19 protein-coding genes are annotated in these 19,828 nt (G+C 67.6%); 4 read left to right on the top strand and 15 right to left on the bottom strand.

Annotation, left to right across the window (positions count from 1 at the left end; all coding sequences use genetic code 11):
• Positions 1 to 86: 86 nt before the first annotated feature.
• Both FJ887_RS05415 and FJ887_RS05410 read right to left on the bottom strand, forming a co-directional pair.
• Positions 87 to 1,094 (bottom strand): PDDEXK family nuclease, encoded by a 1,008-nt coding sequence (locus FJ887_RS05415; RefSeq protein WP_137826550.1) that lies wholly within the window; start codon positions 1,092 to 1,094, stop codon positions 87 to 89.
• Positions 1,095 to 1,349: 255 nt separating this feature from the next.
• Positions 1,350 to 1,940 carry a protein-L-isoaspartate O-methyltransferase family protein gene (locus tag FJ887_RS05410; RefSeq protein WP_250786162.1) on the bottom strand — a complete coding sequence of 197 codons (591 nt, stop codon included), beginning with the start codon at positions 1,938 to 1,940 and terminating at the stop codon, positions 1,350 to 1,352.
• 129 nt (positions 1,941 to 2,069) lie between these two features.
• On the opposite strand from FJ887_RS05410, the gene FJ887_RS05405 reads away from it, so the two are divergent.
• Both FJ887_RS05405 and FJ887_RS05400 read left to right on the top strand, forming a co-directional pair.
• Positions 2,070 to 2,588, top strand: coding sequence for an adenine phosphoribosyltransferase (locus FJ887_RS05405; protein ID WP_140954601.1), 519 nt, complete (start codon positions 2,070 to 2,072; stop codon positions 2,586 to 2,588).
• 264 nt (positions 2,589 to 2,852) lie between these two features.
• Positions 2,853 to 3,674 carry an aldo/keto reductase gene (locus FJ887_RS05400; RefSeq protein ID WP_140954602.1) on the top strand — a complete coding sequence of 274 codons (822 nt, stop codon included), beginning with the start codon at positions 2,853 to 2,855 and terminating at the stop codon, positions 3,672 to 3,674.
• An 84-nt stretch (positions 3,675 to 3,758) separates the two neighbouring features.
• Here FJ887_RS05400 and FJ887_RS05395 read toward each other — a convergent pair whose 3' ends face one another.
• From FJ887_RS05395 to FJ887_RS05340, 12 genes are all read right to left on the bottom strand, one after another.
• Positions 3,759 to 4,301 (bottom strand): MerR family transcriptional regulator, encoded by a 543-nt coding sequence (locus FJ887_RS05395; protein WP_140954603.1) that lies wholly within the window; start codon positions 4,299 to 4,301, stop codon positions 3,759 to 3,761.
• Between the two features lie 2 nt (positions 4,302 to 4,303).
• Entirely contained in the window at positions 4,304 to 5,239 is a 936-nt protein-coding gene (locus FJ887_RS05390) for an SDR family NAD(P)-dependent oxidoreductase (protein WP_250786161.1), read from the bottom strand.
• Positions 5,240 to 5,331: 92 nt separating this feature from the next.
• The gene (locus FJ887_RS05385) at positions 5,332 to 6,273 is read right to left on the bottom strand and encodes a D-2-hydroxyacid dehydrogenase family protein (RefSeq protein ID WP_140954605.1); all 942 of its coding nucleotides are present in this window, start codon (positions 6,271 to 6,273) and stop codon (positions 5,332 to 5,334) included.
• Positions 6,273 to 7,985 (bottom strand): dihydroxy-acid dehydratase, encoded by a 1,713-nt coding sequence (ilvD, locus tag FJ887_RS05380; RefSeq protein ID WP_140954607.1) that lies wholly within the window; start codon positions 7,983 to 7,985, stop codon positions 6,273 to 6,275. Before ilvD ends, FJ887_RS05385 begins: the two co-directional genes overlap by 1 nt.
• 99 nt (positions 7,986 to 8,084) lie before the next feature.
• Complete coding sequence (locus tag FJ887_RS05375; protein ID WP_140954608.1) at positions 8,085 to 9,032, bottom strand: 2-hydroxyacid dehydrogenase; 948 nt, start codon at positions 9,030 to 9,032, stop codon at positions 8,085 to 8,087.
• 136 nt (positions 9,033 to 9,168) lie between these two features.
• The gene (locus FJ887_RS05370; protein WP_137826557.1) at positions 9,169 to 9,648 is read right to left on the bottom strand and encodes a MarR family winged helix-turn-helix transcriptional regulator; all 480 of its coding nucleotides are present in this window, start codon (positions 9,646 to 9,648) and stop codon (positions 9,169 to 9,171) included.
• Between the two features lie 2 nt (positions 9,649 to 9,650).
• Positions 9,651 to 10,358 carry a CE1759 family FMN reductase gene (locus FJ887_RS05365; protein ID WP_140954610.1) on the bottom strand — a complete coding sequence of 236 codons (708 nt, stop codon included), beginning with the start codon at positions 10,356 to 10,358 and terminating at the stop codon, positions 9,651 to 9,653.
• A complete protein-coding gene (locus FJ887_RS05360; protein ID WP_140954612.1) occupies positions 10,355 to 11,584 on the bottom strand; it encodes an LLM class flavin-dependent oxidoreductase in 1,230 nt (409 codons plus the stop codon). The genes FJ887_RS05365 and FJ887_RS05360 overlap by 4 nt, the downstream gene beginning before the upstream one ends.
• Before the next feature lie 199 nt (positions 11,585 to 11,783).
• Complete coding sequence (locus FJ887_RS05355) at positions 11,784 to 13,715, bottom strand: acyl-CoA synthetase (protein WP_140954614.1); 1,932 nt, start codon at positions 13,713 to 13,715, stop codon at positions 11,784 to 11,786.
• A gap of 65 nt (positions 13,716 to 13,780) precedes the next feature.
• On the bottom strand, positions 13,781 to 14,740 hold the full coding sequence (locus FJ887_RS05350; protein ID WP_137826561.1) for a fumarylacetoacetate hydrolase family protein: 960 nt from the start codon (positions 14,738 to 14,740) through the stop codon (positions 13,781 to 13,783).
• Positions 14,737 to 15,882, bottom strand: coding sequence for a VOC family protein (locus FJ887_RS05345; RefSeq protein WP_137826562.1), 1,146 nt, complete (start codon positions 15,880 to 15,882; stop codon positions 14,737 to 14,739). Before FJ887_RS05345 ends, FJ887_RS05350 begins: the two co-directional genes overlap by 4 nt.
• Positions 15,845 to 17,509 (bottom strand): bifunctional 3-(3-hydroxy-phenyl)propionate/3-hydroxycinnamic acid hydroxylase, encoded by a 1,665-nt coding sequence (locus FJ887_RS05340; RefSeq protein WP_181365592.1) that lies wholly within the window; start codon positions 17,507 to 17,509, stop codon positions 15,845 to 15,847. The genes FJ887_RS05345 and FJ887_RS05340 overlap by 38 nt, the downstream gene beginning before the upstream one ends.
• A 59-nt stretch (positions 17,510 to 17,568) precedes the next feature.
• Between FJ887_RS05340 and FJ887_RS05335 the strand changes: the two genes are divergently transcribed.
• Positions 17,569 to 18,324, top strand: a complete 756-nt coding sequence (locus FJ887_RS05335; RefSeq protein WP_140954617.1) for a TetR/AcrR family transcriptional regulator — start codon at positions 17,569 to 17,571, stop codon at positions 18,322 to 18,324.
• A gap of 69 nt (positions 18,325 to 18,393) precedes the next feature.
• Here FJ887_RS05335 and FJ887_RS05330 read toward each other — a convergent pair whose 3' ends face one another.
• The gene (locus tag FJ887_RS05330) at positions 18,394 to 19,011 is read right to left on the bottom strand and encodes a TetR/AcrR family transcriptional regulator (protein WP_137826565.1); all 618 of its coding nucleotides are present in this window, start codon (positions 19,009 to 19,011) and stop codon (positions 18,394 to 18,396) included.
• Positions 19,012 to 19,211: 200 nt separating this feature from the next.
• On the opposite strand from FJ887_RS05330, the gene FJ887_RS05325 reads away from it, so the two are divergent.
• On the top strand, positions 19,212 to 19,820 hold the full coding sequence (locus tag FJ887_RS05325; RefSeq protein WP_137826566.1) for a hypothetical protein: 609 nt from the start codon (positions 19,212 to 19,214) through the stop codon (positions 19,818 to 19,820).
• Positions 19,821 to 19,828 lie beyond the last annotated feature (8 nt).

Raw genomic sequence — 19,828 nt, 5'->3', positions numbered from 1 at the left:
CAAATACGCCCGGGGCTAACGGCGTATTTGTCGGTTCACCGCGTCGAAGACTGGCGCGCGCGACGTGTGACTGCGTAACTGTCGCTTCACCGCGTCGGTGTCGCGGGCGTGCGGGCGCTGACGAGCCGTGCCAGATCGGTGAACGGGCGCCGGCGCCACAGGTCCTTCCAGAAGATGCGGACGACCGTGTAGCCGAGAGCCCTCAGCTGCCGCTCCCGTTCGCGCTCCTTGTCGAACGCGTCACGGGGATCCGTGTCGTCGATCGTGTATTTGATCCGGCCGTCGAACTCGAGGATCGTCTTCGATGCGGCGTGGAGGAAATCGACCCGAGCGACGAAGCGACCGTGGTCGTCGACGATCTCCACCTGCGGTTCGAATCCCGTGAGGCCGACCTCATGGAGCCTCACGGCGCTGATCGACTCTCCCGGTGACTCGCGCCGCGGATCGGCGAGGTCGAGAGCCGCCGCGACTCGGAATCGACCGCGCGTCTCGCGACATTGCCCAGCGGCGTCGCGGAGCCCGTCGGGCGTCACGACATGACGACGCAGCGCGTCATCGAGCATGGGCACGCTGATGTCGAGGTCGCAATCGCGGGCGACATCGATGAGCGTGCGCTCCCGTGTCGTCAGGGCGACATCGCCGAGGCGGTCGATCTGTCCTGGAGGAACATCGCGCCGTCGTATGAACAGGTGGGCGTGCCGCTTGTTCGTGGAGGTCCGGATGACTTCGACGAAGGGCTTGTCCATCTTCGCGATGGTGAAGTCCCACAGCAGAGCGGCCGACAGATGGGAGAAGACCTCCACGCCGAAGCGCCCCGACTCACCTGACCGACCGTTGACGAGATCGGCACGGGTGCGGATGAGGACCTTGACCCGAGCGAGCACGTCGCGCACATCGCCCACCTGCTCGAACAATTCGGCCTCGCCGAGCGTGACTGCCTCCGTGATCCGGGCGTGCCGGGGGTTGTCGCACCGGCGCTTGACCGCGAACCGCCCCCGAGCGATTCTCTCCAGGCAGCAGTCGGCTGCCACGCTGACGTCGCGGTCGGAGCAGCCGAGACGTCTCAGGTCGGCGGTTGTGAACACCTGATACATGACATCATTCTGCTCCTATGGTCATCAAACGTCAATAAACATCCGGCAATAAGACACATCGCGTCCAAACTGCATTGCGCCGCGAGTCGCGCGGGCACTCTCCACCGGCTGGCTCGCGACCCATTCCGCTCCGACGCCCCCAACCGACAAATACGCGGTTAGCGCAGAGCGTATTTGTCGGTTCACCGCGTCGGAGCCGTCGCGTGTGGAGTGTGACCGCGTATTTGTCGGTTCACCGCGTCGGTGCGCGCCGCCTCACTCCGTGATGAGAGGGACGAACCGGTAGCGGCCGTGCTGGGTGATCGTCACCTCGCCGGCGGCCTCGCCCGTGCGTTCGACGCGAAGCATCATCTCGGCGACCGGGATGACCATGACTCCGCCGATGGACAGTTGCGCGACGAGGCTGTCGGGCAGTTCATCGGCGCCGGCGGACACGAGGATGCGGTCGAAGGGCGCGCGCTCGGGTCGACCGAGAACTCCTGGCGTCGCCTCGGCGAATTCGAGGCAGTCGATGTCGAGCCCGGCGACGGCGGCGATGGAACGCTCGAGGAGCTCCCGGTGACGCTCGATGCCGAGGACATGGCCGCCGGGTCCGACGAGCGCGCCGAGGAGGGCGGTCGTCCATCCCGAACCGGACCCGAGATCGAGGACGGTCTCGCCCGGTTCGACGCCGAGAAGCGCGAGCATGTCGGCGACGGTGCTCGGCTGCGAGTTCGTCTGCCCGCATCCGATCTCGAGCGGCACATTGCTGCCCGACCAGCCCTGCTGGTCAGCTGGCAGGAAACGGTGCCGCGGCACCTGCGCGAACGCCTCGGCGAGCGTGACTGGATCGATCGGCGAGGCCAACTCGTCTCCTCTCCACGGCCGCCGCCCCAACGTCCCACGATAGACGGCGCCCGGCAACGGATCCGTGTCGACGAGGATACGCTCGTGCGATGCCCACGGGAAGCGAGCGGCCGCGAGTACAGTTGACCCGTGACGACTGCAGAGCTCGACCGCGCGCGGACCCTCATCACCTCGATCCCCGACTACCCGGAGCCCGGGGTGAACTTCCGCGACATCTCTCCGCTGCTCGCCGACGGCACCGCGTTCAACGCCGTCACCGATGCGCTCATCGCCCCGTTCGTCGGCCACTTCGACTTCGTCGGCGGACTCGAGGCGCGCGGGTTCCTCTTCGCCGGGGCGATCTCGGCGAAGACCGGGGCGGGCATCCTCCCCATCCGCAAAGCCGGCAAACTGCCCAAACCCGCCGCGGCCGTGTCCTACACCCTCGAGTACGGCACCGCGACGATCGAAGCCCCCGACGTCCTGCGCCCCGGCGATCGGGTCCTCCTCGTCGACGACATCCTCGCCACCGGCGGAACGCTCACCGCGGCGCAGGCTCTCGTCACCGAACTCGGCGCCGAGGTGGTCGGCTCAGCAGTCGTCCTCGAGCTCACCGATCTCGGCGGCCGCGCCCACACCGGCGACGTCCACACGGTGTTCGCAGACTGACATCCTGGCCGCGGACTGGACCGCCCACCGCCGACTGAAACGCCGGCCGCGCTGACGCGGCAATGCACCCTGCCTGCACGACCGCCTCGGCGCCGGAGAATTCACGCTCAGCGCAATCGGAGAAATCATCCAGATTTCGGGAATGATTCGGGCGGTGAGTGTCGTTGTACGCTCTGTTGTGTGCCGGATACCGGCGCGCGACTTCGGGTCGAGGCGTCCCACCGGGCGCCGACCAGACCATCATCCGTGACGAAAGGCGACACCATGTCGGTACCAGATCTCACCCTCAATGACGGCTTGACCATCCCGCAGCTCGGGTTCGGCGTCTTCAAGGTCGACCCCAAGGAGACCGAGCGCATCGTCACCGATGCCCTCGAAGTCGGCTACCGTCACATCGACACCGCCGCTGTCTACGGCAACGAAGAGGGCGTCGGACGCGCCCTGGCCGCTTCGGGCATCCCCCGCGACGAGCTCTTCATCACCACCAAGCTGTGGAACGACCGCCACGGCGCCGCCGAATCGCGCCGCGCGCTCGAGGAGAGCCTGACGAAGCTCGGACTCGACTACGTCAACCTCTACCTCATCCACTGGCCGACCCCGGCGCAGAAGAACGCCGTCGAGACCTGGGAGGCGTTCCCCGGCTACCGCGACGAGGGCCTCACCCGCTCGATCGGCGTGTCGAACTTCGACTACCGCTACCTGCCGGAGATCCTCGACACCGGCATCATCCCGGCCGTCGACCAGATCGAGCTGCACCCGCAGTTCCAGCAGATCGACACCCGCCCCCTCCTGGCCGAGAACGACATCAAGATCGAAGCCTGGGGACCGCTGGGTCAGGGCAACGTCGACTACGCATCGACCGTGATCGGCGAGGTCGCCGAGGCCCACGGCAAGTCGTGGGCCCAGGTCATCATCCGCTGGCACCTGCAGCGCGGCCACATCCTCTTCCCCAAGTCGAACAACCGTGAGCGCATGGCGCAGAACTTCGACGTCTTCGACTTCACCCTCACCGACGCCGAGATGGCCTCCATCGACGCGCTCGAGAACGGTGGCCGCGTCTCCGCTGATCCCGCCGACGTGAACTGACCTCACCGAGGCTGCTTGGGTCGGTAACACTGCACCGTGAGAACGCGGGCGAAATCGTTTCGCCCGCGTTCTGCGTTGGTGAGGTCAGTTCGGATCGGCGGCAGTGTGTTCAGCGTCGACGCCGACACCGTCAGCGTGATCCCCGCCGAGCACGTCACCGGTGCGACCGCCGTAAGCGGCGATCTTGTATTCGGTGGCCGCCAGCGACAGTGTGAGTTCGCGGATCCGGCGACGGATCGTGTCGCGGTGCTCGATGAGCAGGTCGAGCCTCTCCGGAACGGTCGCCTCCCCCGCCTCGACGAGGTCGACGTAGTGGGCGAGGTCGCGCATGGGCATCCCAGACAGCCGCATCCGAGTGAGGAACACCAACCGCCGCTGAGCCTCGGCGCCGTAGACACGGTGCCCGGCTGCGTCCCGGTTCACCGCGACGAGCCCCTTGCTCTCGTAATAGCGCAGGGTGTGGGGAGAGAGGCCGAGCAGCTCGGAGATCTCCGCGATCGGCAGCGGAGCGGCCTCGTCACCGGTGTTGACCATCCGGTGGATGATCTCGACGGGCAACGTCCCGTCGATCTCGGCGAAATCTCCGAGGTCCGCCAGGATCCGGCTCATGAGATCATCGGTCGCCATGCTCACACCGCCCGCTGTGAAGGTCGCATGCCGGGAAAGTCAGCGCTCTCCGCCACGGCGGCCAGGCGCTCGACCTCGGCCGCATTTCCACTGTACGCCGCCCGCAGACGTCGCACCGCCTCGGCGCCGAGAGGCAGACGCAAGGGCAGCCCACCGTCGGTTGCGAGACTTGGCTCGACCAGATCGACGATGATCGCTGCCGCACGGACCGGGTCTCCCTCCTGCCTGCCGTCTACCTCGGCGAGATCAGCGCGGGCTGGTCCGACGATCGCCGCATAGGCGTCCGTCTCCGACGTCATCCCCAGCGAATGCGCAGTATTGAACCCGGTCCGGAACCGTGAGGGCTCCACGAGCATCACGCCGATGCCCAGCGGCCCCACCTCGGCGGCCAATGCCTCCGACCAGCCCTCGAGCGCGAACTTGCTCGCCGAATAGGCCCCGGCCGCAGGAAACGACACCCGCCCTCCCTGGCTGCTCATCTGCACGATCGCCCCGCTGCCCTTCGCCCGCATGAGCGGCAGGACGGCGCGGGTGAGAGCGGCGGCGGCGAAGAAGTTGAGCTCCAGCTGCTCCCTGAGCTCACCGAGGCCGATCTCCTCGACGGCACCGACGATCGCCCGCCCCGCATTGTTGATGAGCACATTGACGTCGAGGTCGGTCAGCGCCTCACCCACCTCGGCGACGGCGGTCTCATCACGGAGATCCGCGGTGAGGACGGCGAGGCGCTCCCCGAATTCCGCCTTGAGCTCCTGCAGGGACTCCGGGTCGCGGACAACGACGACGGCATCGTGCCCGCGCGCCAGCACCTCCTCGGTCAGTGCCCGCCCGAAGCCCTGCGAGGCACCGGTGATCGCCCAGCGCCGCCGGTGCTCGGACGGCCCGCGGACCTCAGTCGTCATTGTCGTCGCTGCTGTGATGTTCTCGATGTGTGAGTTCATGACAGCGACGCTACGAGTTCGAGCGCGCTCGAACGCAAGGCTTCACGCCGACGAATTTCGCTGCCCCGGCACCCAGCGCGGCGCCGCGCCCTTTACGTCAGCACACGGATCGGCTCACCGGCGATCCACGCCGCGATGTCCTCGACCGCCTGCGGGTAGAAGATCCGATACGTGCCCTCGGTGACGTAGCCGAGGTGCGGGGTGAGCACGGTCCGCGGGCTCGTGCGCAACTCATGGTCGGCGGGCAACGGCTCGGCGTCGTAGACGTCGAGGCCCGCCCCGCGGATCGCTCCGGCTGCGAGCGCGTCGGTCAGCGCCGCAGTGTCGACGAGCCCGGCCCGCGAGGTGTTGACGAGGATCGCACTCTCCTTCATCAGCGCGAGCTCGCTCGCCCCGAGAAGCCCACGACTGCGATCGCTGAGCTTGTAGTGGATCGTCACGACGTCGGAGGTCTCCAGCAGCTCCTCCCGGCCCACGGCACGCACCCCCACCTCGGCGGCGCGCTCCGGCGTGAGATTGGCACTCCACGCGACGACGTCCATCCCGAAGGCCTGCCCGATGCGGGCAACGCGCGATCCCAGCCGACCCAGACCGATGACGCCGAGGCGGGACCCGGCCAGGTCCGCCCCGATCGTCTCCTGCCATCCCCCGGCCCGCATCCGCGCATCCTCGGCGGGGATGCTGCGAGCCACGGCGAGGATGAGACCCCACGTCAGCTCCGGCGTCGCCGTCCGCGGGGCGTCGGTGCCGCAGACCATGATCCCGTGCGCACGGGCGGCGTCGAGGTCGATCGAGGCGTTCGCCGCTCCCGTGGTCACGAGCAGCCGCAGGTCGGGAAGGGCTGCCAGACGCTGCGCGTCGAAGACGGTGCGCTCACGCATCGCGACGACCACCTCGGCGCCGGAGAGCAGCGCTGCCAGGTCAGCGGTGCCGGTGACCGGACGCGTGACGACGGTGAGGTCAGCCGGCAGCGTCGCCCAGTCCGCGAAGGACCGGGCGACGTCCTGGTAGTCGTCGAGGACGACGATGCGCATCAGCCGCAGACGGCTCCGGTCGACGCCGACTGGACGAGCTTCGCGTACTTGCCGAGCACCCCGGTGAGCCGGTGGTTCTCCGGGATCGTCCACGTCTTGCGACGCTCGGCGAGCACCTCCTCGTCGACGTGGAGCTCGATCGAGCGTGCCGCGATGTCGACGGTGATCCGGTCCCCGTCCTCGACAAGGGCGATCGGCCCGCCGTCGACGGCCTCAGGGGCGACGTGACCGATGCACAGCCCGGTCGAGCCCCCGGAGAAGCGGCCGTCAGTGATGAGGAGGACGTCCTTGCCGATGCCCGCGCCCTTGATGGCCCCGGTGATCGCGAGCATCTCACGCATCCCCGGCCCGCCCTTGGGTCCTTCGTAGCGGATGACGACGACGTCGCCCTTCTTCAGCTCACCGCCGAGCACCGCGTCCATCGCCGGCTGCTCCTGGTCGAAGACGCGCGCGGTGCCCTCGAAGACGTCGGCGTCGAAGCCCGCGGACTTGACGACCGCGCCCTCGGGGGCGAGCGATCCGCGCAGCACCGTGAGGCCGCCGGTCGCGTGGATCGGGTTGTTGAGCGCCCGGAGGATCTTCCCGTCGGGGTCCGGTGGGTTGATCGCGGCGAGGTTCTCGGCCACCGTCTTGCCGGTCACCGTCATGCAGTCGCCGTTGAGCAGACCCGCATCGAGGAGGGCCTTCATGATGACGGGCACCCCGCCGATCTTGAACACGTCGTTCATCACGTACTCGCCGAAGGGCTTGACATTGCCGAGGTGGGGCACCTTGTCGCCGATCCGGTTGAAGTCGTCGAGTTCGAGCTCGACGCCCGCCTCGTGCGCGATCGCCAGCAGGTGGAGAACGGCGTTCGTCGATCCGCCGAAGGCCATGACGACGGCGATCGCGTTGTGCAGCGACTCCTTCGTGATGATGTCCTTCGTCGTGATCCCCCGGCGCAGGAGTTCGACGACGGCCTCGCCGGACTGGCGGGCGAAGATCATCCGGTTGCGGTGGATCGCCGGGGGCGCTGCCGATCCGGGCAGGGACATCCCCATCGCCTCGGCGGCCGAGGCCATCGTGTTCGCGGTGTACATGCCGCCGCAGGCTCCTTCACCGGGGCAGACGGCACGTTCGATGGCGTCGACGTCCTCGCGGGTGATCGTCCCGGCCCGGCACGCCCCGACGGCCTCGAAGGCGTCGATGAGCGTGACCTCCTTCTCCGTGCCGTCGGAGAGCTTCGCGGTGCCCGGCATGATCGAGCCGTTGTAGAGGAAGACGCTCGAGAGTCCGAGGCGGGCGGCGGCCATGAGCATGCCGGGGATCGACTTGTCACAGCCGGCCATGAGGACGGAGCCGTCGAGGCGCTCGGCGCTCATCACGGTCTCGACCGAGTCGGTGATGACCTCGCGCGAGACGAGCGAGTAGTGCATGCCCTCATGGCCCATCGAGATGCCGTCGGAGACGGAGATCGTCCCGAACTCGAGCGGGTAGCCGCCCGCGGCGTGGACGCCTTCCTTCGCGGCCCCGGCGAAGCGCTGGAGGGAGAGGTTGCACGGGGTGATCTCGTTCCACGACGAGGCGACGGCGATCTGCGGCTTCGACCAGTCCTCGTCGCCCATGCCGACGGCGCGGAGCATGCCGCGCGAGGCGGTGCTCTCGAGCCCGTCCGTGACATCGCGGGAACGCGGTTTGATGTCCGGTGCTGAAGTGGGGGTATCAATGCTCATGGGGGCACTCTACGCTTCCGTCCGGCATACGTCGGCGCGGTTCTCGCATGGTGGAATCAATGTTTCGGGCCGCCCCGGACCCCCTCCTCCCCCGCGCGCTCAGTCGAGATCGACGACGTTGAGCAGCTTCTCCCCGTCGTTGATCCGGCGCACCTGTTCGGCGAGGATCTTCACCACGCGCGGCTCGAACGCCGAGGTGTCACCGCCGACGTGCGGGGTGATGAGCGTGTTCGGGGTCCCCCACAGCGGGTGGTTCTCCGGCAACGGCTCGGGATCCATGACGTCGAGGGCGGCGTGGAGGCGCCCGGTGTTCAGCTCCGCGACGAGAGCGTCGGTGTCGACGACCTTGCCCCGGGCGACGTTGACGATGAGCGCGTTGTCCGGCAGTGCCTTGAGGAACTCGGCATCGACGAGGTGGTGCGTCGAATCCGTCAGCGGCGTGATGAGGACGACGACGTCGGTGTGCGGGAGCAGCTCGGGCAGCTCGTCGACACCGTGGACGACGCCGTGGTCGTCTTCCCGGGCGGTCGTGCCCACCCGGGTGAGCTCGACCTCGAACGGGGCGAACCGGTCGGCGATCGCCCGCCCGATCTCACCGACTCCGACGACCATGACGCGCCGATCCTGGAGCGACCGGTAGCGCTGGTGATTCCACGTCCGCGACACCTGGTTGCGCACCGCATCGTCGATCCCGCGCAGGCTCGCCAGGGTCAGCGCGAGCGCGAGCTCGGCTGTGCCGCCCGTGTGGACACCCGACGCCGTGGCCACCTCGATGCCCTGTTCGGGCAGGTGGGCGACGGGATCGTAGCCGGTCGTCTGCGTGATGACGAGGCGAAGATTGGGCAGCTCGCCGAGGAGGTCGATCGTTCCCGCCGAATCCATGTACGGCAGGACGACGACGTCGACATCGTCCTTGCTCAGCTTCGCCGACTTCTCCTTGTCGGAGTAGACGACCAGGTCGACGTTGGCCCGCTGGTGGGCGGGGATGCGCGCGATGACGCGGTTGCGGAGTTCGGAATCGGGGAACGCGATGGTCGTGATCGTCATACGGCCATTGTGACACGGGCCTCACGGCCGCAGGCAAGACCGCTTGCCGGTCGGATGCGGACGGGCACGCACCCGACGCGAACGCGCGGTCGGACAGTGCTGTCCGACCGCGCGATGACGCAGTGGGAGCCTTTCCTCAGTCGAGGCCGGCGGCGATCCGGGAGAACACCGTGCCGATGACCTCGAGCTCCTCGTCGCCGACCTGCGAGAGGACCACCTCGTCGATGGCCCGCCGATGCAGCCGGGCGGCGTCGAGGAACCGCCGGGCCCCCACCTCGGTGAGGCGGACATTGTGGGACCGACGATCATCGGCACACGTCGTCTTCTCGACGAGACCGGCGTCCTCGAGGACCTTGATCCGGTAGTTCAGCCGCGACGGGGAGAACACGAGCCCCTTGGCCAGCGCCCCCATCGTCAGCGTCCGATCCGGTGCCTCCCACAGGAGCAGGAGGGCGTTGTAGTCGCTGACCGTCAGCCCCGCCTGCTCCTTGAGGCGATCGTCGAGCTCCTGGCGGATGCGCTGGGACGTCTCGAAGTACGTCCGCCACGCCCACTGCGCGCGCTCTTCGCGGCCGCGCCCGAACCGGATGACCGGGGCGGCTGTCGTCTCACTCATCGTCAGCCCTCGAGCAGCTGCGCGAACGGGGTGATGCGGTTCGGGTCGAACTCGTCGTCGACGCCGCGCTTCTCCCCGCGCCCGATCGTGATCCGATGCGGGGCGAGGCTGTCGGGACCTTCGTTCCCGTCGACCTCCCCGTCCTCGCCGCTCTCGCCGCCGGTCAGACCCCGGATCGACGCGGTCAGCGCCACGAGCTCCTCCCCGGCCTGCCTGACCCGCGAGTTGAGTGCGCGTCCGCCCTCGGCACTGCCCCAGTCGTCCGTGGCGGCGAACACCGTCGTCGGCACGACGATGCCCTTGAGGTAGGACAGCATCGGACGCATCGCCGTCTCACCGGCGAGCGAGTGCCGCGAGGTGCCGCCCGTCGAGGCGATGAGCACGGGCGTGCCCGCCAGTGCCTTCTCGTCGATGAGCTGCCAGAAGAGCGTGTGCAGCCCGACGGGGGCGACCTTGTAGACCGGGGTGACGGTGACGATGGCGTCTGCCTCGGCGACCTTGCGATAGGCCTCCTCGAGCTCCTCGGAGCGGAAGCCGGTGAGCGCCATGTCCGTGAGCGCGGTGCTGAGGCTGCGGACGTTGATGTGGTCCGTCTCGACCGTCAGGCCCGCGGCTCTGCCCGCCGAGGCGGCCGCATCGACGATCCGATCGCTGAGCTTCTGCGTCGTCGAGTCCTCGCTCAGCGAGGTCGTGACTGCGAGGATCTTCATTCGGTCTGCGCTCCTGTCTCCGCTTCGGCCTTCTTCTCGGCGTCGGCCTTCGCGGCTTCCTGGCGAGCCTGCTCGGCCTCGGCCGCGCGGGCTTCGCGATCCTTGTACGCCTGCGATCCGGGTCCGCCGCCGGGGATCGGATCCCGGCCCTCCTTGTGCCGCAGCACGAGCGACTCGTGGGTCGGGGCGTCGGGCACGTCGGCGGGACGGTTCTTCGCGAACTCCTTGCGCAGGACCGGCACGACTTCCTCACCGAGGAGGTCGAGCTGTTCGAGCACGGTCTTGTGCGGCAGGCCCGCGTGGTCGATGAGGAACATCTGACGCTGGTAGTCGCCGGCCCAGTCGCGGAAGCTCAGGGTCCGTTCGATGACCTCCTGCGGGGATCCCACGGTCAGCGGTGTCTGCTTCGCGAAGTCCTCGAGGCTGGGGCCGTGGCCGTAGACCGGGGCGTTGTCGAAGTAGGGACGGAACTCCTTGACGGCGTCCTGCGAGTTCTTCCGCATGAACACCTGCCCGCCGAGTCCGACGATCGCCTGGTCGGCACGACCGTGACCGTAGTACTCGTAGCGCTGACGGTAGAGCTGCACCATCCGCGCGGTGTGCGAGGTCGGCCAGAAGATGTTGTTGTGGAAGAAGCCGTCGCCGTAGTACGCGGCCTGTTCGGCGATCTCCGGGCTGCGGATCGAACCGTGCCACACGAACGGCGGAACGTCGTCGAGCGGCCACGGGGTGACGGTGAATCCGTTGAGCGGAGTGCGGAACTTGCCCTCCCAGTCGAGGTTCTTCTCCCGCCACAGACGGTAGAGGAGGTTGTAGTTCTCGACGGCCAGTGGGATGCCGGCGCGGATGTCCTTGCCGAACCACGGGTAGACGGGACCGGTGTTGCCGCGGCCCATGATGAGGTCGAGGCGTCCGTCCGCGAGGTGCTGGGCGTACGAGTAGTCCTCGGCGATGCGGACGGGATCCGTCGTCGTGATGAGCGTCGTCGCGGTCGAGAGCTGGAGCTTCTCGGTCTGCGCGGCGATGTTGGCGAGCAGCACGGGCGGGTTCGCGGGAGCGACGAACGGCGGGTTGTGGTGCTGTCCCGTCGCGAAGACGTCGAGGCCGACCTCTTCGGCCTTCTTCGCCAGCTCGACCGTGTTCTTGATCCGCTGGCGCTCGGAGATTGTGGTGCCGTCGGTCGGGTCAGTGGTGACGTCGCCGATGGTGAAGATACCGAATTCCATGACTGCTCCTCGTCTCTGTGGCCGGCCGTTGGGGCCAGCCTACAGTGGTTGAAACTTCAGTTTTGAAGCAACTTGTTGAAATCTTAACAGTCAAGGTTTCAGATGTATTCCCGCGGTTCGGGCACCATGTGCGGCGCCGACTCACCGTGGTCGTAGACGTGCGATTCTCTCTGATCATGGAGCAGTCAGTGCGAGGGCATCAGGACGAGGGTGTTGTCCGAACCTCGAAGGCGAAACCGTATCCGGCGAGCGCCCCGCTCAGGTCACCCGGTTGACCGGCCACTGTGATCTCAGCCATCAGGCCACGGGTCTCGTCCTGATGGACCGTCACACCGCTCAGCGTGACCTCGACCCGGCGTGCGGCCTCAGCGATGACAGACTCGATCTCCGCCATGATGAGCGCCGGCTTGAAGATCTTGCCGACCGCAGTCGTCGGCAACTGCTCGATGATGTGGACGGCTCTGGGTCGGGCTGCCCGTTCCGGCACCTTGGCGCGAGCGAATTCGAGCAGGTCCGACTCCGCGGCCTCGGCATCCTGAGACAGCTGCACGTAGACGACGGGAACCTCACCGGCATGGGTATCGGGACGTCCGATGGCCGCGGCCGCGGCGACGGCCGGATGAGCATGGAGGACCTCCTCGATGATCTGCGGATCAATGTTGTGTCCTCCGCGGATGATGAGGTCCTTGGCGCGCCCGGTGAGCCAGAAGCAGCCGTCCTCGTCCTGTCTCGCAAGATCCCCGGTGTTGAACCACTGTCGGCCGTCCGCGTCGAACCAGACGCCCTCATCGTGACGAGGATCGGCATAACCTGCGAACACGTTGGGACCACTGAGGAGCAGGGCCCCCACCTCGTCGGTGCGAGCCCAACGGTCGAACCCGCCGTCGGTGCCGAGCACGGCTGCGCGCATGTGCTGATAGGGCAGGCGCAGGCCGATCGACCCGATCCGCGCCGCGGCGGTCGGTGGGTTGACACTGGAGACGCATGCGCCTTCGGTCAGTCCGTAGGCTTCGAGGATGCGGATTCCGGTGGTCGACTCGAACCGGCGGAACACGTGTTCCGACAGAGGTGCGGCGCCGCAGAGTCCGTAGCGGATGGAGCTGATGTCACTCACTCCCACGGGGTGGTCGAGCAGGGTGGAGTAGATGGTCGGGACTCCGGAGAACGCGATCACCCGGTAGTGCTCGGCGATGTCCCAGAATGATGGCAGCACACCCTCGCCGCGGTAGCCCTGCGGTGTGCCGAGCACGACGTGTGCCCCCTGCGACCACGGGGCCAGCCCGGTCACGAGCTGGCCGTTGACGTGGAAGAGCGGCAGTCCGCAGAACACCGCATGGTGCGGCGCGAAGGCACCGGGCACGAAGGTCTGCATCGCCCAGCTGTCGAACACCTCGGAACCATGGGTGCGGCGGGCGATCTTCGGAAGCCCGGTCGTGCCTCCGGTGCAGAAGTACGACGAGATGTCATCTCTCCCCGGCAGGTCGAAGGTGAGGGCGTCGTCTCTCGCCCCGGCGATGGCGCAACGGAAGTCCTCGACGGGAACCGATCCCGCCGAGCGGCGCTGCAGCACCTCGCGAGTGCGGAGGACCACCCGGGCAGCGGGGCCGAGATACGGCGCGACGCTGACGGTGAGGATGCTGCGCAGGCCGGGAACGTCACGAGCCGCTGTCGAGACCCGCTCCCAGATGTCGGACCCTGGGTTTGGGCCGAGCGTGATGAGATGTGAGGCCCCCGAAGCACGCAGCAGCCGGGCGATCTGGTCGGTCTCCAGCAGCGGGTTGATCGCGAACGCGATGCCCGCGGCTTCGGCTCCCCAGATGACGAAGTGGGTCTCCGGAAGGTTGGGCAGCGCGAAGGCGACGACGTCTTCACGGCCGACGCCTCGCGCGCGCAGGGCGTTGGCCGTCCGGGTGATCTCTGCGAACAGCCCCGCGTGGGTCCAGACCGTCGGTCGTGCGAAGTCGCGGGACCGGAGGAAGAAGGAGAGCGCGGGGGCACCCGGACTGATCGCCGCACCGGCGGCGAGCATCTCATAGGTGGTCGCGGGCAGACGGCGATCGCTCAGCGGCACGGCTTCGATCGCTGCGATATCCGTCATTCCGGTGATGCCGGTGGGGGCAGTGGAGCTCATCGTGGGTCCTTGTCTGTCGAATCGGATGCGAGGTGCGGTACGGACTGCAGAGTGAGGTAGGTCGGTCATCGGTCGACGCGCACAGTCGTCCGCTGCGTACCGGCGTCGATGGCGCCGTCCTCGGTGGCGATGGTCGCCTCGATGAGGTCGCCGTCCTGGAGGTAGCGCGGGTTCTTCGCCTGTGCGGAGAAGAATGCCTGCCACCTCCTCTTCGGTGGGAGCAGCGAGCCAAGGATCTCGACGATCTTGGCGGGCGCTTTGAGCGCCGTGCCTCCCGGTGTTCCGGTGAGGACGACGTCTCCCGGGTCCAACCGCTGGAACCGCGCCAGGGACTGCAGAGCCTGTGCAGGGGGATAGATCATCTCCGCGGCGCTCGAGTCCTGTCTGGTCTCGCCGTTGACACTCAAGCTCAGGCGCAGGTCCCGGAAGCGCTGGGCGTCACCCGGCTCGAAGAGCGTCAGGGCCGGCCCCAGGGGCGTGAAGGTCGGGTAGGACTTCGACTCGTAGAACTGCGTCTTGGGCAGCTGCACGTCACGCGCAGAGACGTCGTTCGCGGTGACGACACCGGCGATCCAGCGGTCCCAGTGGTCCGGATCGATCGTCGCCCCCACGGGGATCGGTCTCCCGACCACGAGTCCGATCTCGACCTCGTAGTCGAGGTATTCCACGTGCGCGGGTCGGCGAATATCGGCATCGGGCCCGGCAATGGACCCCGATGCCTTGCGGAAGAAGGTCAGTGGCACGGTAGCGGGATCCATGCCCGAGTCCCGCACGTGCGACGCGTAATTGGTCATCTGCGCCACGACGCGGCAAGGCGGGGTCACTGGCGAGAGCAGTCGGAGGTCCTCGCGATCGATCAGACCCCGGTCCGTCGCGCGCGCCTCGGCGATGGCGTGCGCGAGCTCGCTTCGCTGGTCGAGCAGCTCTCGGGTCGAGTCGTACGGCAAGCCGAGGCCGACCATCCGACCCCCTGAGACGGCGTCCGCCCACCAGCCCTCGGCGGTGCGGTAGATGTTCACGCTCATGACCTCGGCACCTTGAGGAGTCCGCGCAGCCTGCGGAGATCGAATTCGTTGTCCGAGCTCGAGAGCGAGATGATGGTGTCGCGCAGCATCTGCAACGTGTCGCGCTGCACTCCGAGCCCGAGGAAGTCGGCGGTGGCACGAGGCCCCCACTGCGACAGCCCCGAGGCGGTCATCGCCGCCCACCCCGGATCCATAGAGCTGTCGAAGAGATCACCGTCGGCATAGTGCTCGACGAGGAAGCCGTCGGGATCACGCCAGTAATCGAAGATCTGACTTCCCTGGATGTGTCGACCGACTCCCCAGGAGCGTCCGTAGCCGCGATCGAGGAGGTACTCGCCTCCCGCCTCAACCGCGTCGAAGTCCGTGACCTCGTAGGCCGAGTGCACGTACCTGTTCGACGGTCCGAGCGTCATCGCCAATGTGTGGTGATCGGCGGCCTCGCCGCCGCGGTCACAGCGGATGAAGCTCATCACCGGCCCGCGGTGGCGCTGTCCGGGGTAGTAGAGGAAGTCGCTGACGATCATGCCGAGATTGTCGAGATACCACTGGAGGGCCCGCTGGTAGCGATTGCTCATCACGACGACGTGTCCCAAACGCAGGACCTGCGCGGGTGCGCGGGGTGGCCGCTGGGTCGCGTTGACGCGGTTGCGGGCGCGCCCGAAGTTGAAGTCGTGCACCTCGGCACTCGCCTCGGCGGCAAGGGGTGTCACGTCGGCGACGACACGCAGGGGCATGCCGCTCGGGTCTTTCATTCGCACCCCCAATCCATCCAGTGGGGTGTCGAGGCGCTCGAGGGGGCGCCCGAGAGCGTCGCCGAGGCGCAGCACATCCGAACCGTCGGCCGCGGTGAAGGCCGGTCCGAGGAACTTCGTCCGCGGCCCGCGGCGCACGATGACGCAGGGCGGATCGGGTGCGGCTCCGCGGAGGTAGAGGGTGTCCCGGGTCCGGTAGGCGGTGGAGAACCCGAAAGCGTGTGCGAAGGTCTCGGCCCGGTCGAGGTCGGGTTTGGCGAACTCCAGCCACGCGAGTCCGCGGACCTTGATGAGCGGGTTGCGGCTTCGTCCGGGGTGCTCCCCGCGCTGCGCGCCCTCCTCGCTATGCAGGTCATTGTGGTCGGCGCCGTGCGCATTCCTCACTGACATGGTGATCTTCTTTCCGGGTCGCCGAGCCGGCAGCCCTGGTTCGGGTGCGCACCGGCGCACACTGAGGCGGATGCTGGTGGGTGGGTTCGGGAGATGACGTTGCGACGGCGGGGACCCGGTGAACCGGGGTGCTCAGCAGGCGTTCGGCCTCCGCAACCCACCGCCCGGGACCATCGGGAGTCGACGAGTGCGCGACACGAGCACCATGGGCTACGCGGGCGTACCTCCGCAGACGGCGGAAGAAGCCGGAGGGCGTGCGTGCCGCGACCGCGATGACCCCATCGGGCCTGACCAGGATGAACGGCCTGCCGGCCGCTCCGATCATGAGGCCGTATCCCGTCGTGGAGGCGTTGTCGAAGATCTGGGGCGAAGCGAGGCGGCCCCGCAGCCGCCCGGCGAATCGCGTGCGGACGAGCGCACTCCTCCGCAGACGTGGGGTCGCGGCCGACGAGGCGAGCTGGCCGACCCCGGGGAGCCGGTGGGCCCTGGGCAGGATCGCTTCGCGCAGGAGGCGACCGAACGACGCAGTGTTCGTCATGGCCACCCCGATGAGCACAGCACGACGGATCATCGCTGTGGAATGGGGTCGGCGTTCGTCCTCGTAGGTGGCGAGGATTCGAGCCGACCCCGTGCGGAGAACCGAGGCGAGCTTCCAGGAGAGGTTCGCGGCATCGCGCAGGCCGGACCCGAGACCCTGCCCGATGAAGGGCGGCGTGAGATGGGCGGCGTCACCAGTGAGGAAGGTTCGACCCAGTCGCCACCGGTCTGCGACACGGGCATGGAACTCGTACTCCGCGCAACGCACGATGCTGATCTCCTCGTCGCGAACGTCGGGAAGCCACGGGGCGATGAGCGCTCGGAGTTCGCGCACCGAGGAGAAGTCGGCCGATGTCTCACCGGGCCAGAGCCGGAACTCCCAGCGGTGCCGGTCGCCGATGACGCGCATATACGTGCCCGGGCGGTCGCCGTCGAAGACCTGGTCGACCCCGTCCCACGTGTCGACCGCACCCGAGATGTCGACGTCGACGACGAGCCACCTCTGCCTGAAACCTCGATCGATCATCGCGGCACCGATGACCTCGCGGACCCGACTGGCCGCCCCGTCCGCACCGACCAGGTAGGCGCCCTGGTGGCTTTCCCTCGCCCCGGTGGCCCGATTCCTCACCTCGACGCGGACCCAGTCCTCAGTTTCACTGGCGCCGAGGAATTCGATCCCCTCAGCCAGCACGATGTTCGGCATCCGGTCGACGCGGTCGCGGAGGAGTCGCTCGAGTTCGGGTTGGTCGAACATGTTCGCCTCCGGGATCCCGGCGTCGTCGTCTACCGTCCGATCGAACTGAGCGAACACGTTGAGAGCGCGGTCGACGAGACACAGGCCTGACGCGGGGCGACTGATGCGACGAAAGGCCGATGCCACGCCCGCCGATTGGAGGATGCGGAACACCTCGGCGTCCAGATGCACCGCGCGAGGCAGCGGGTACGCCGCAGAATGGCGCTCGACGACGAGGATGCGATCGACGCCGAAGGCGCTCAGGAGAACAGCGGTGCACAGACCCACCGGCCCTGCACCGACGATGATGACGTCGGTGACGCTGTCGGGACGCGAACCCCCTGGAGATGTCGACACTCTGCCTCCTTGCTGAGCAACGGAGGCGATCCCGCCCTCGTTGAATTGACACTATTGTCATGTTTGACATTATTGTCAAGTTTTTTGACCGGGATCCCTTACGTCGATCTGGGAGGATAGTGGCCAGCAGCGACCGAGCCGGGGTCGGAACATCCGAGAAGCGAACGAGGTGGAGCGTGGGCCGGACACGACGGGACACTCAGCGGGAGCGCACCCGCGCAGCGCTCGTGTCGGCGGCCCAGCGCATGTTGGCGGATGGGCGAACCGCAGCGAGCGTGCAGGAAGTGACCAGAATGGCCGATGTCGGGCACGGGTCGTTCTACAACCACTTCGCCACGAAGGACGCGCTCTTCACAGCGGCTATCGAGGAGGCGCTCGAGGACTGGGCTCGGCTGCGTGACGCCGCGGTCGGCGGAATCGACGACCCCGCCCTCGCGTTCGCCACGAGCTTCCGGATGACTGGACGACTCCAGCGACGCCATCCCGACCTCGTCCGCGTGCTTCTGAGCGCGGGGGCGTCGATCCTCGTCTCCGAGCGCGGGCTGCGAGCGGATGCGAAGGCGGACATCGCACGAGGAATCGACAGCGGGCAGTTCTCGATCCCGGACGCCGAATCGGGCCTGATGCTCACCGGAGGAATCCTGCTCGGTCTGCTCCAGATGCTCGATGCCGACCCTCGCAGCGACGCCGAGGCCGCGGCGGACGAGATGGCGCAACGGGCCCTCATGGCGCTGGGGGTCACAGAGGTCGAGGCATCCGAGATGGCGAGGTCGGCGCTGCCCCCGTTTCCCGACCTCGTCGTCAGCCACAACTGAGCGCCCACGGCCGGCGGTGAACGCAGGCGCACCCGCATCGGAGCGACCGACAGTCGGCCCGATCCGCCCTCAGCGCGCCAGCCCGGCCCTGGCGATCTCCTCGGCGGTCGCTCCCGACGCCGACAGGAGCAGCGCGGCGATCTCGTCGACGAAGGCGTCGACCGACGCCTCGGATGCCTGGTCGCTGCGCAACCACGCGCGCACATGCCAGACGGTCCCGGCCGCGAGGAACTCCGCCCGTTGCTGTGCGGTGTAGGCCCCCGGTCGACGGCGGATGACGGGCCCGATCGGCGAGACGTTGAGGAGATGGTCGCCGAGGAAGGTGACGAAGTCATTGGAGATCGCCGTCTCTGCGAGGTCGAGCGCGCCGAGGTAGAAACGCGAGTGCCGCACGAGATCGGTGAGGATCCCGTGGAAGACTCCGCGGACGTAGTCCAGCCAGCTCTCCCCCAGGGCCGCCTCGGGAATGGCGTCGAAAGCACCGGCGAGACCGCTGCGCACCGCCTCCCGCACGAGCGCGGGGATGTCATCGAAGTTCTTGTAGAACGTCGGTCTGCTCACCCCGGCGAGGGCGACGACTTCGCTGATCGTGATCTCATTCGTGCCGTCGCCCTGCTCCAAGAGCGCCGACACCGCCTCGACGAGCGCGGTCCGTGACCGTGTTGTCCGTGCGGGCCTTTGAGCCATGCCACCTCCTGCTTCCCATGTTAACAGCTGTAAATCTTTAATGGTCGGATTCCGACTGGAGTTCGCATCCAGCAAACCCCCACTCGATACCGCTGGAGCTGAGTGTTCGCCGAGGATCCTCGTCGCGACTTGCCTCCTTAATTTTACATTTGTAAAGTTTGGAGTGTCGGACAGTCCGACAGCTGAGAAAGGAGAGGACCATGTCCACCACTGAACTCGAAACGCAGTACCGCAGTCTTCCCGAACGCATCCGCACCCGCGTCGAGGAGCAGCTGAGCGACGCCGCGATCGCCTTGAAGCTCAAAGTCGGCCTCATGCTGGCCGACCGCGAGGAGATCGCCGCGCATGCGGTCACACCGGCCGGACGCATCGGGCTGAAGAGCGGCCAGGTCTCCGAACTGACGGCGATCATGCCGCTCAAGCCCGGTGGGGCGGAACGCCTGCGGAAGTTCTTCAGTCTCCTCGACGGCAACCTCGCAGGAGCCGGACAGGTCGGCACCCTCCACAACATGCGTTTCGTCTTCCTCGACGACGACACCAAGCTCCTGTTCGCCACGGCCTACGACGGCGAGTGGGACCCCTACATCGACGACTTCGCCACGAAGATCCCTGAGATGATGGACTACCTCTTCGGCAACGTCGAAGGTTGGCCCGGCATCAAGTCGTCTGAGGTTAAGGACTTCATCGTCGGGTACCAGATCGGCGCGGCAGGCTGGTTCGTGGCGCACCCCACGCTCACTGTCGCCGAAGGCACCCGGCTGCTCGAGCAGGACGACAATGTCCGCGGCTTCGTCGAGACGCTCAACTGAGGGACTGG

Source organism: Brevibacterium sp. XM4083, from assembly GCF_006489205.2.
GTDB lineage: Bacteria > Actinomycetota > Actinomycetes > Actinomycetales > Brevibacteriaceae > Brevibacterium.
The sequence above is the reverse complement of the archived record's forward strand: the minus strand, read 5'-3'. Positions and strand labels throughout refer to the sequence as shown.

Bases quoted from the DNA above. Each gene is read 5' to 3' on its own strand.
- FJ887_RS05415 (WP_137826550.1), bottom strand. From the start codon at position 1,094: ATGTATCAGGTGTTCACAACCGCCGACCTGAGACGTCTCGGCTGCTCC.
- FJ887_RS05400 (WP_140954602.1), top strand. From the start codon at position 2,853: ATGTCGGTACCAGATCTCACCCTCAATGACGGCTTGACCATCCCGCAG.
- FJ887_RS05395 (WP_140954603.1), bottom strand. From the start codon at position 4,301: ATGGCGACCGATGATCTCATGAGCCGGATCCTGGCGGACCTCGGAGAT.
- FJ887_RS05390 (WP_250786161.1), bottom strand. From the start codon at position 5,239: ATGAACTCACACATCGAGAACATCACAGCAGCGACGACAATGACGACT.
- FJ887_RS05385 (WP_140954605.1), bottom strand. From the start codon at position 6,273: ATGCGCATCGTCGTCCTCGACGACTACCAGGACGTCGCCCGGTCCTTC.
- ilvD (WP_140954607.1), bottom strand. From the start codon at position 7,985: ATGAGCATTGATACCCCCACTTCAGCACCGGACATCAAACCGCGTTCC.
- FJ887_RS05375 (WP_140954608.1), bottom strand. From the start codon at position 9,032: ATGACGATCACGACCATCGCGTTCCCCGATTCCGAACTCCGCAACCGC.
- FJ887_RS05370 (WP_137826557.1), bottom strand. From the start codon at position 9,648: ATGAGTGAGACGACAGCCGCCCCGGTCATCCGGTTCGGGCGCGGCCGC.
- FJ887_RS05365 (WP_140954610.1), bottom strand. From the start codon at position 10,358: ATGAAGATCCTCGCAGTCACGACCTCGCTGAGCGAGGACTCGACGACG.
- FJ887_RS05360 (WP_140954612.1), bottom strand. From the start codon at position 11,584: ATGGAATTCGGTATCTTCACCATCGGCGACGTCACCACTGACCCGACC.
- FJ887_RS05355 (WP_140954614.1), bottom strand. From the start codon at position 13,715: ATGAGCTCCACTGCCCCCACCGGCATCACCGGAATGACGGATATCGCA.
- FJ887_RS05350 (WP_137826561.1), bottom strand. From the start codon at position 14,740: ATGAGCGTGAACATCTACCGCACCGCCGAGGGCTGGTGGGCGGACGCC.
- FJ887_RS05345 (WP_137826562.1), bottom strand. From the start codon at position 15,882: ATGTCAGTGAGGAATGCGCACGGCGCCGACCACAATGACCTGCATAGC.
- FJ887_RS05335 (WP_140954617.1), top strand. From the start codon at position 17,569: ATGTTTGACATTATTGTCAAGTTTTTTGACCGGGATCCCTTACGTCGA.
- FJ887_RS05330 (WP_137826565.1), bottom strand. From the start codon at position 19,011: ATGGCTCAAAGGCCCGCACGGACAACACGGTCACGGACCGCGCTCGTC.
- FJ887_RS05325 (WP_137826566.1), top strand. From the start codon at position 19,212: ATGTCCACCACTGAACTCGAAACGCAGTACCGCAGTCTTCCCGAACGC.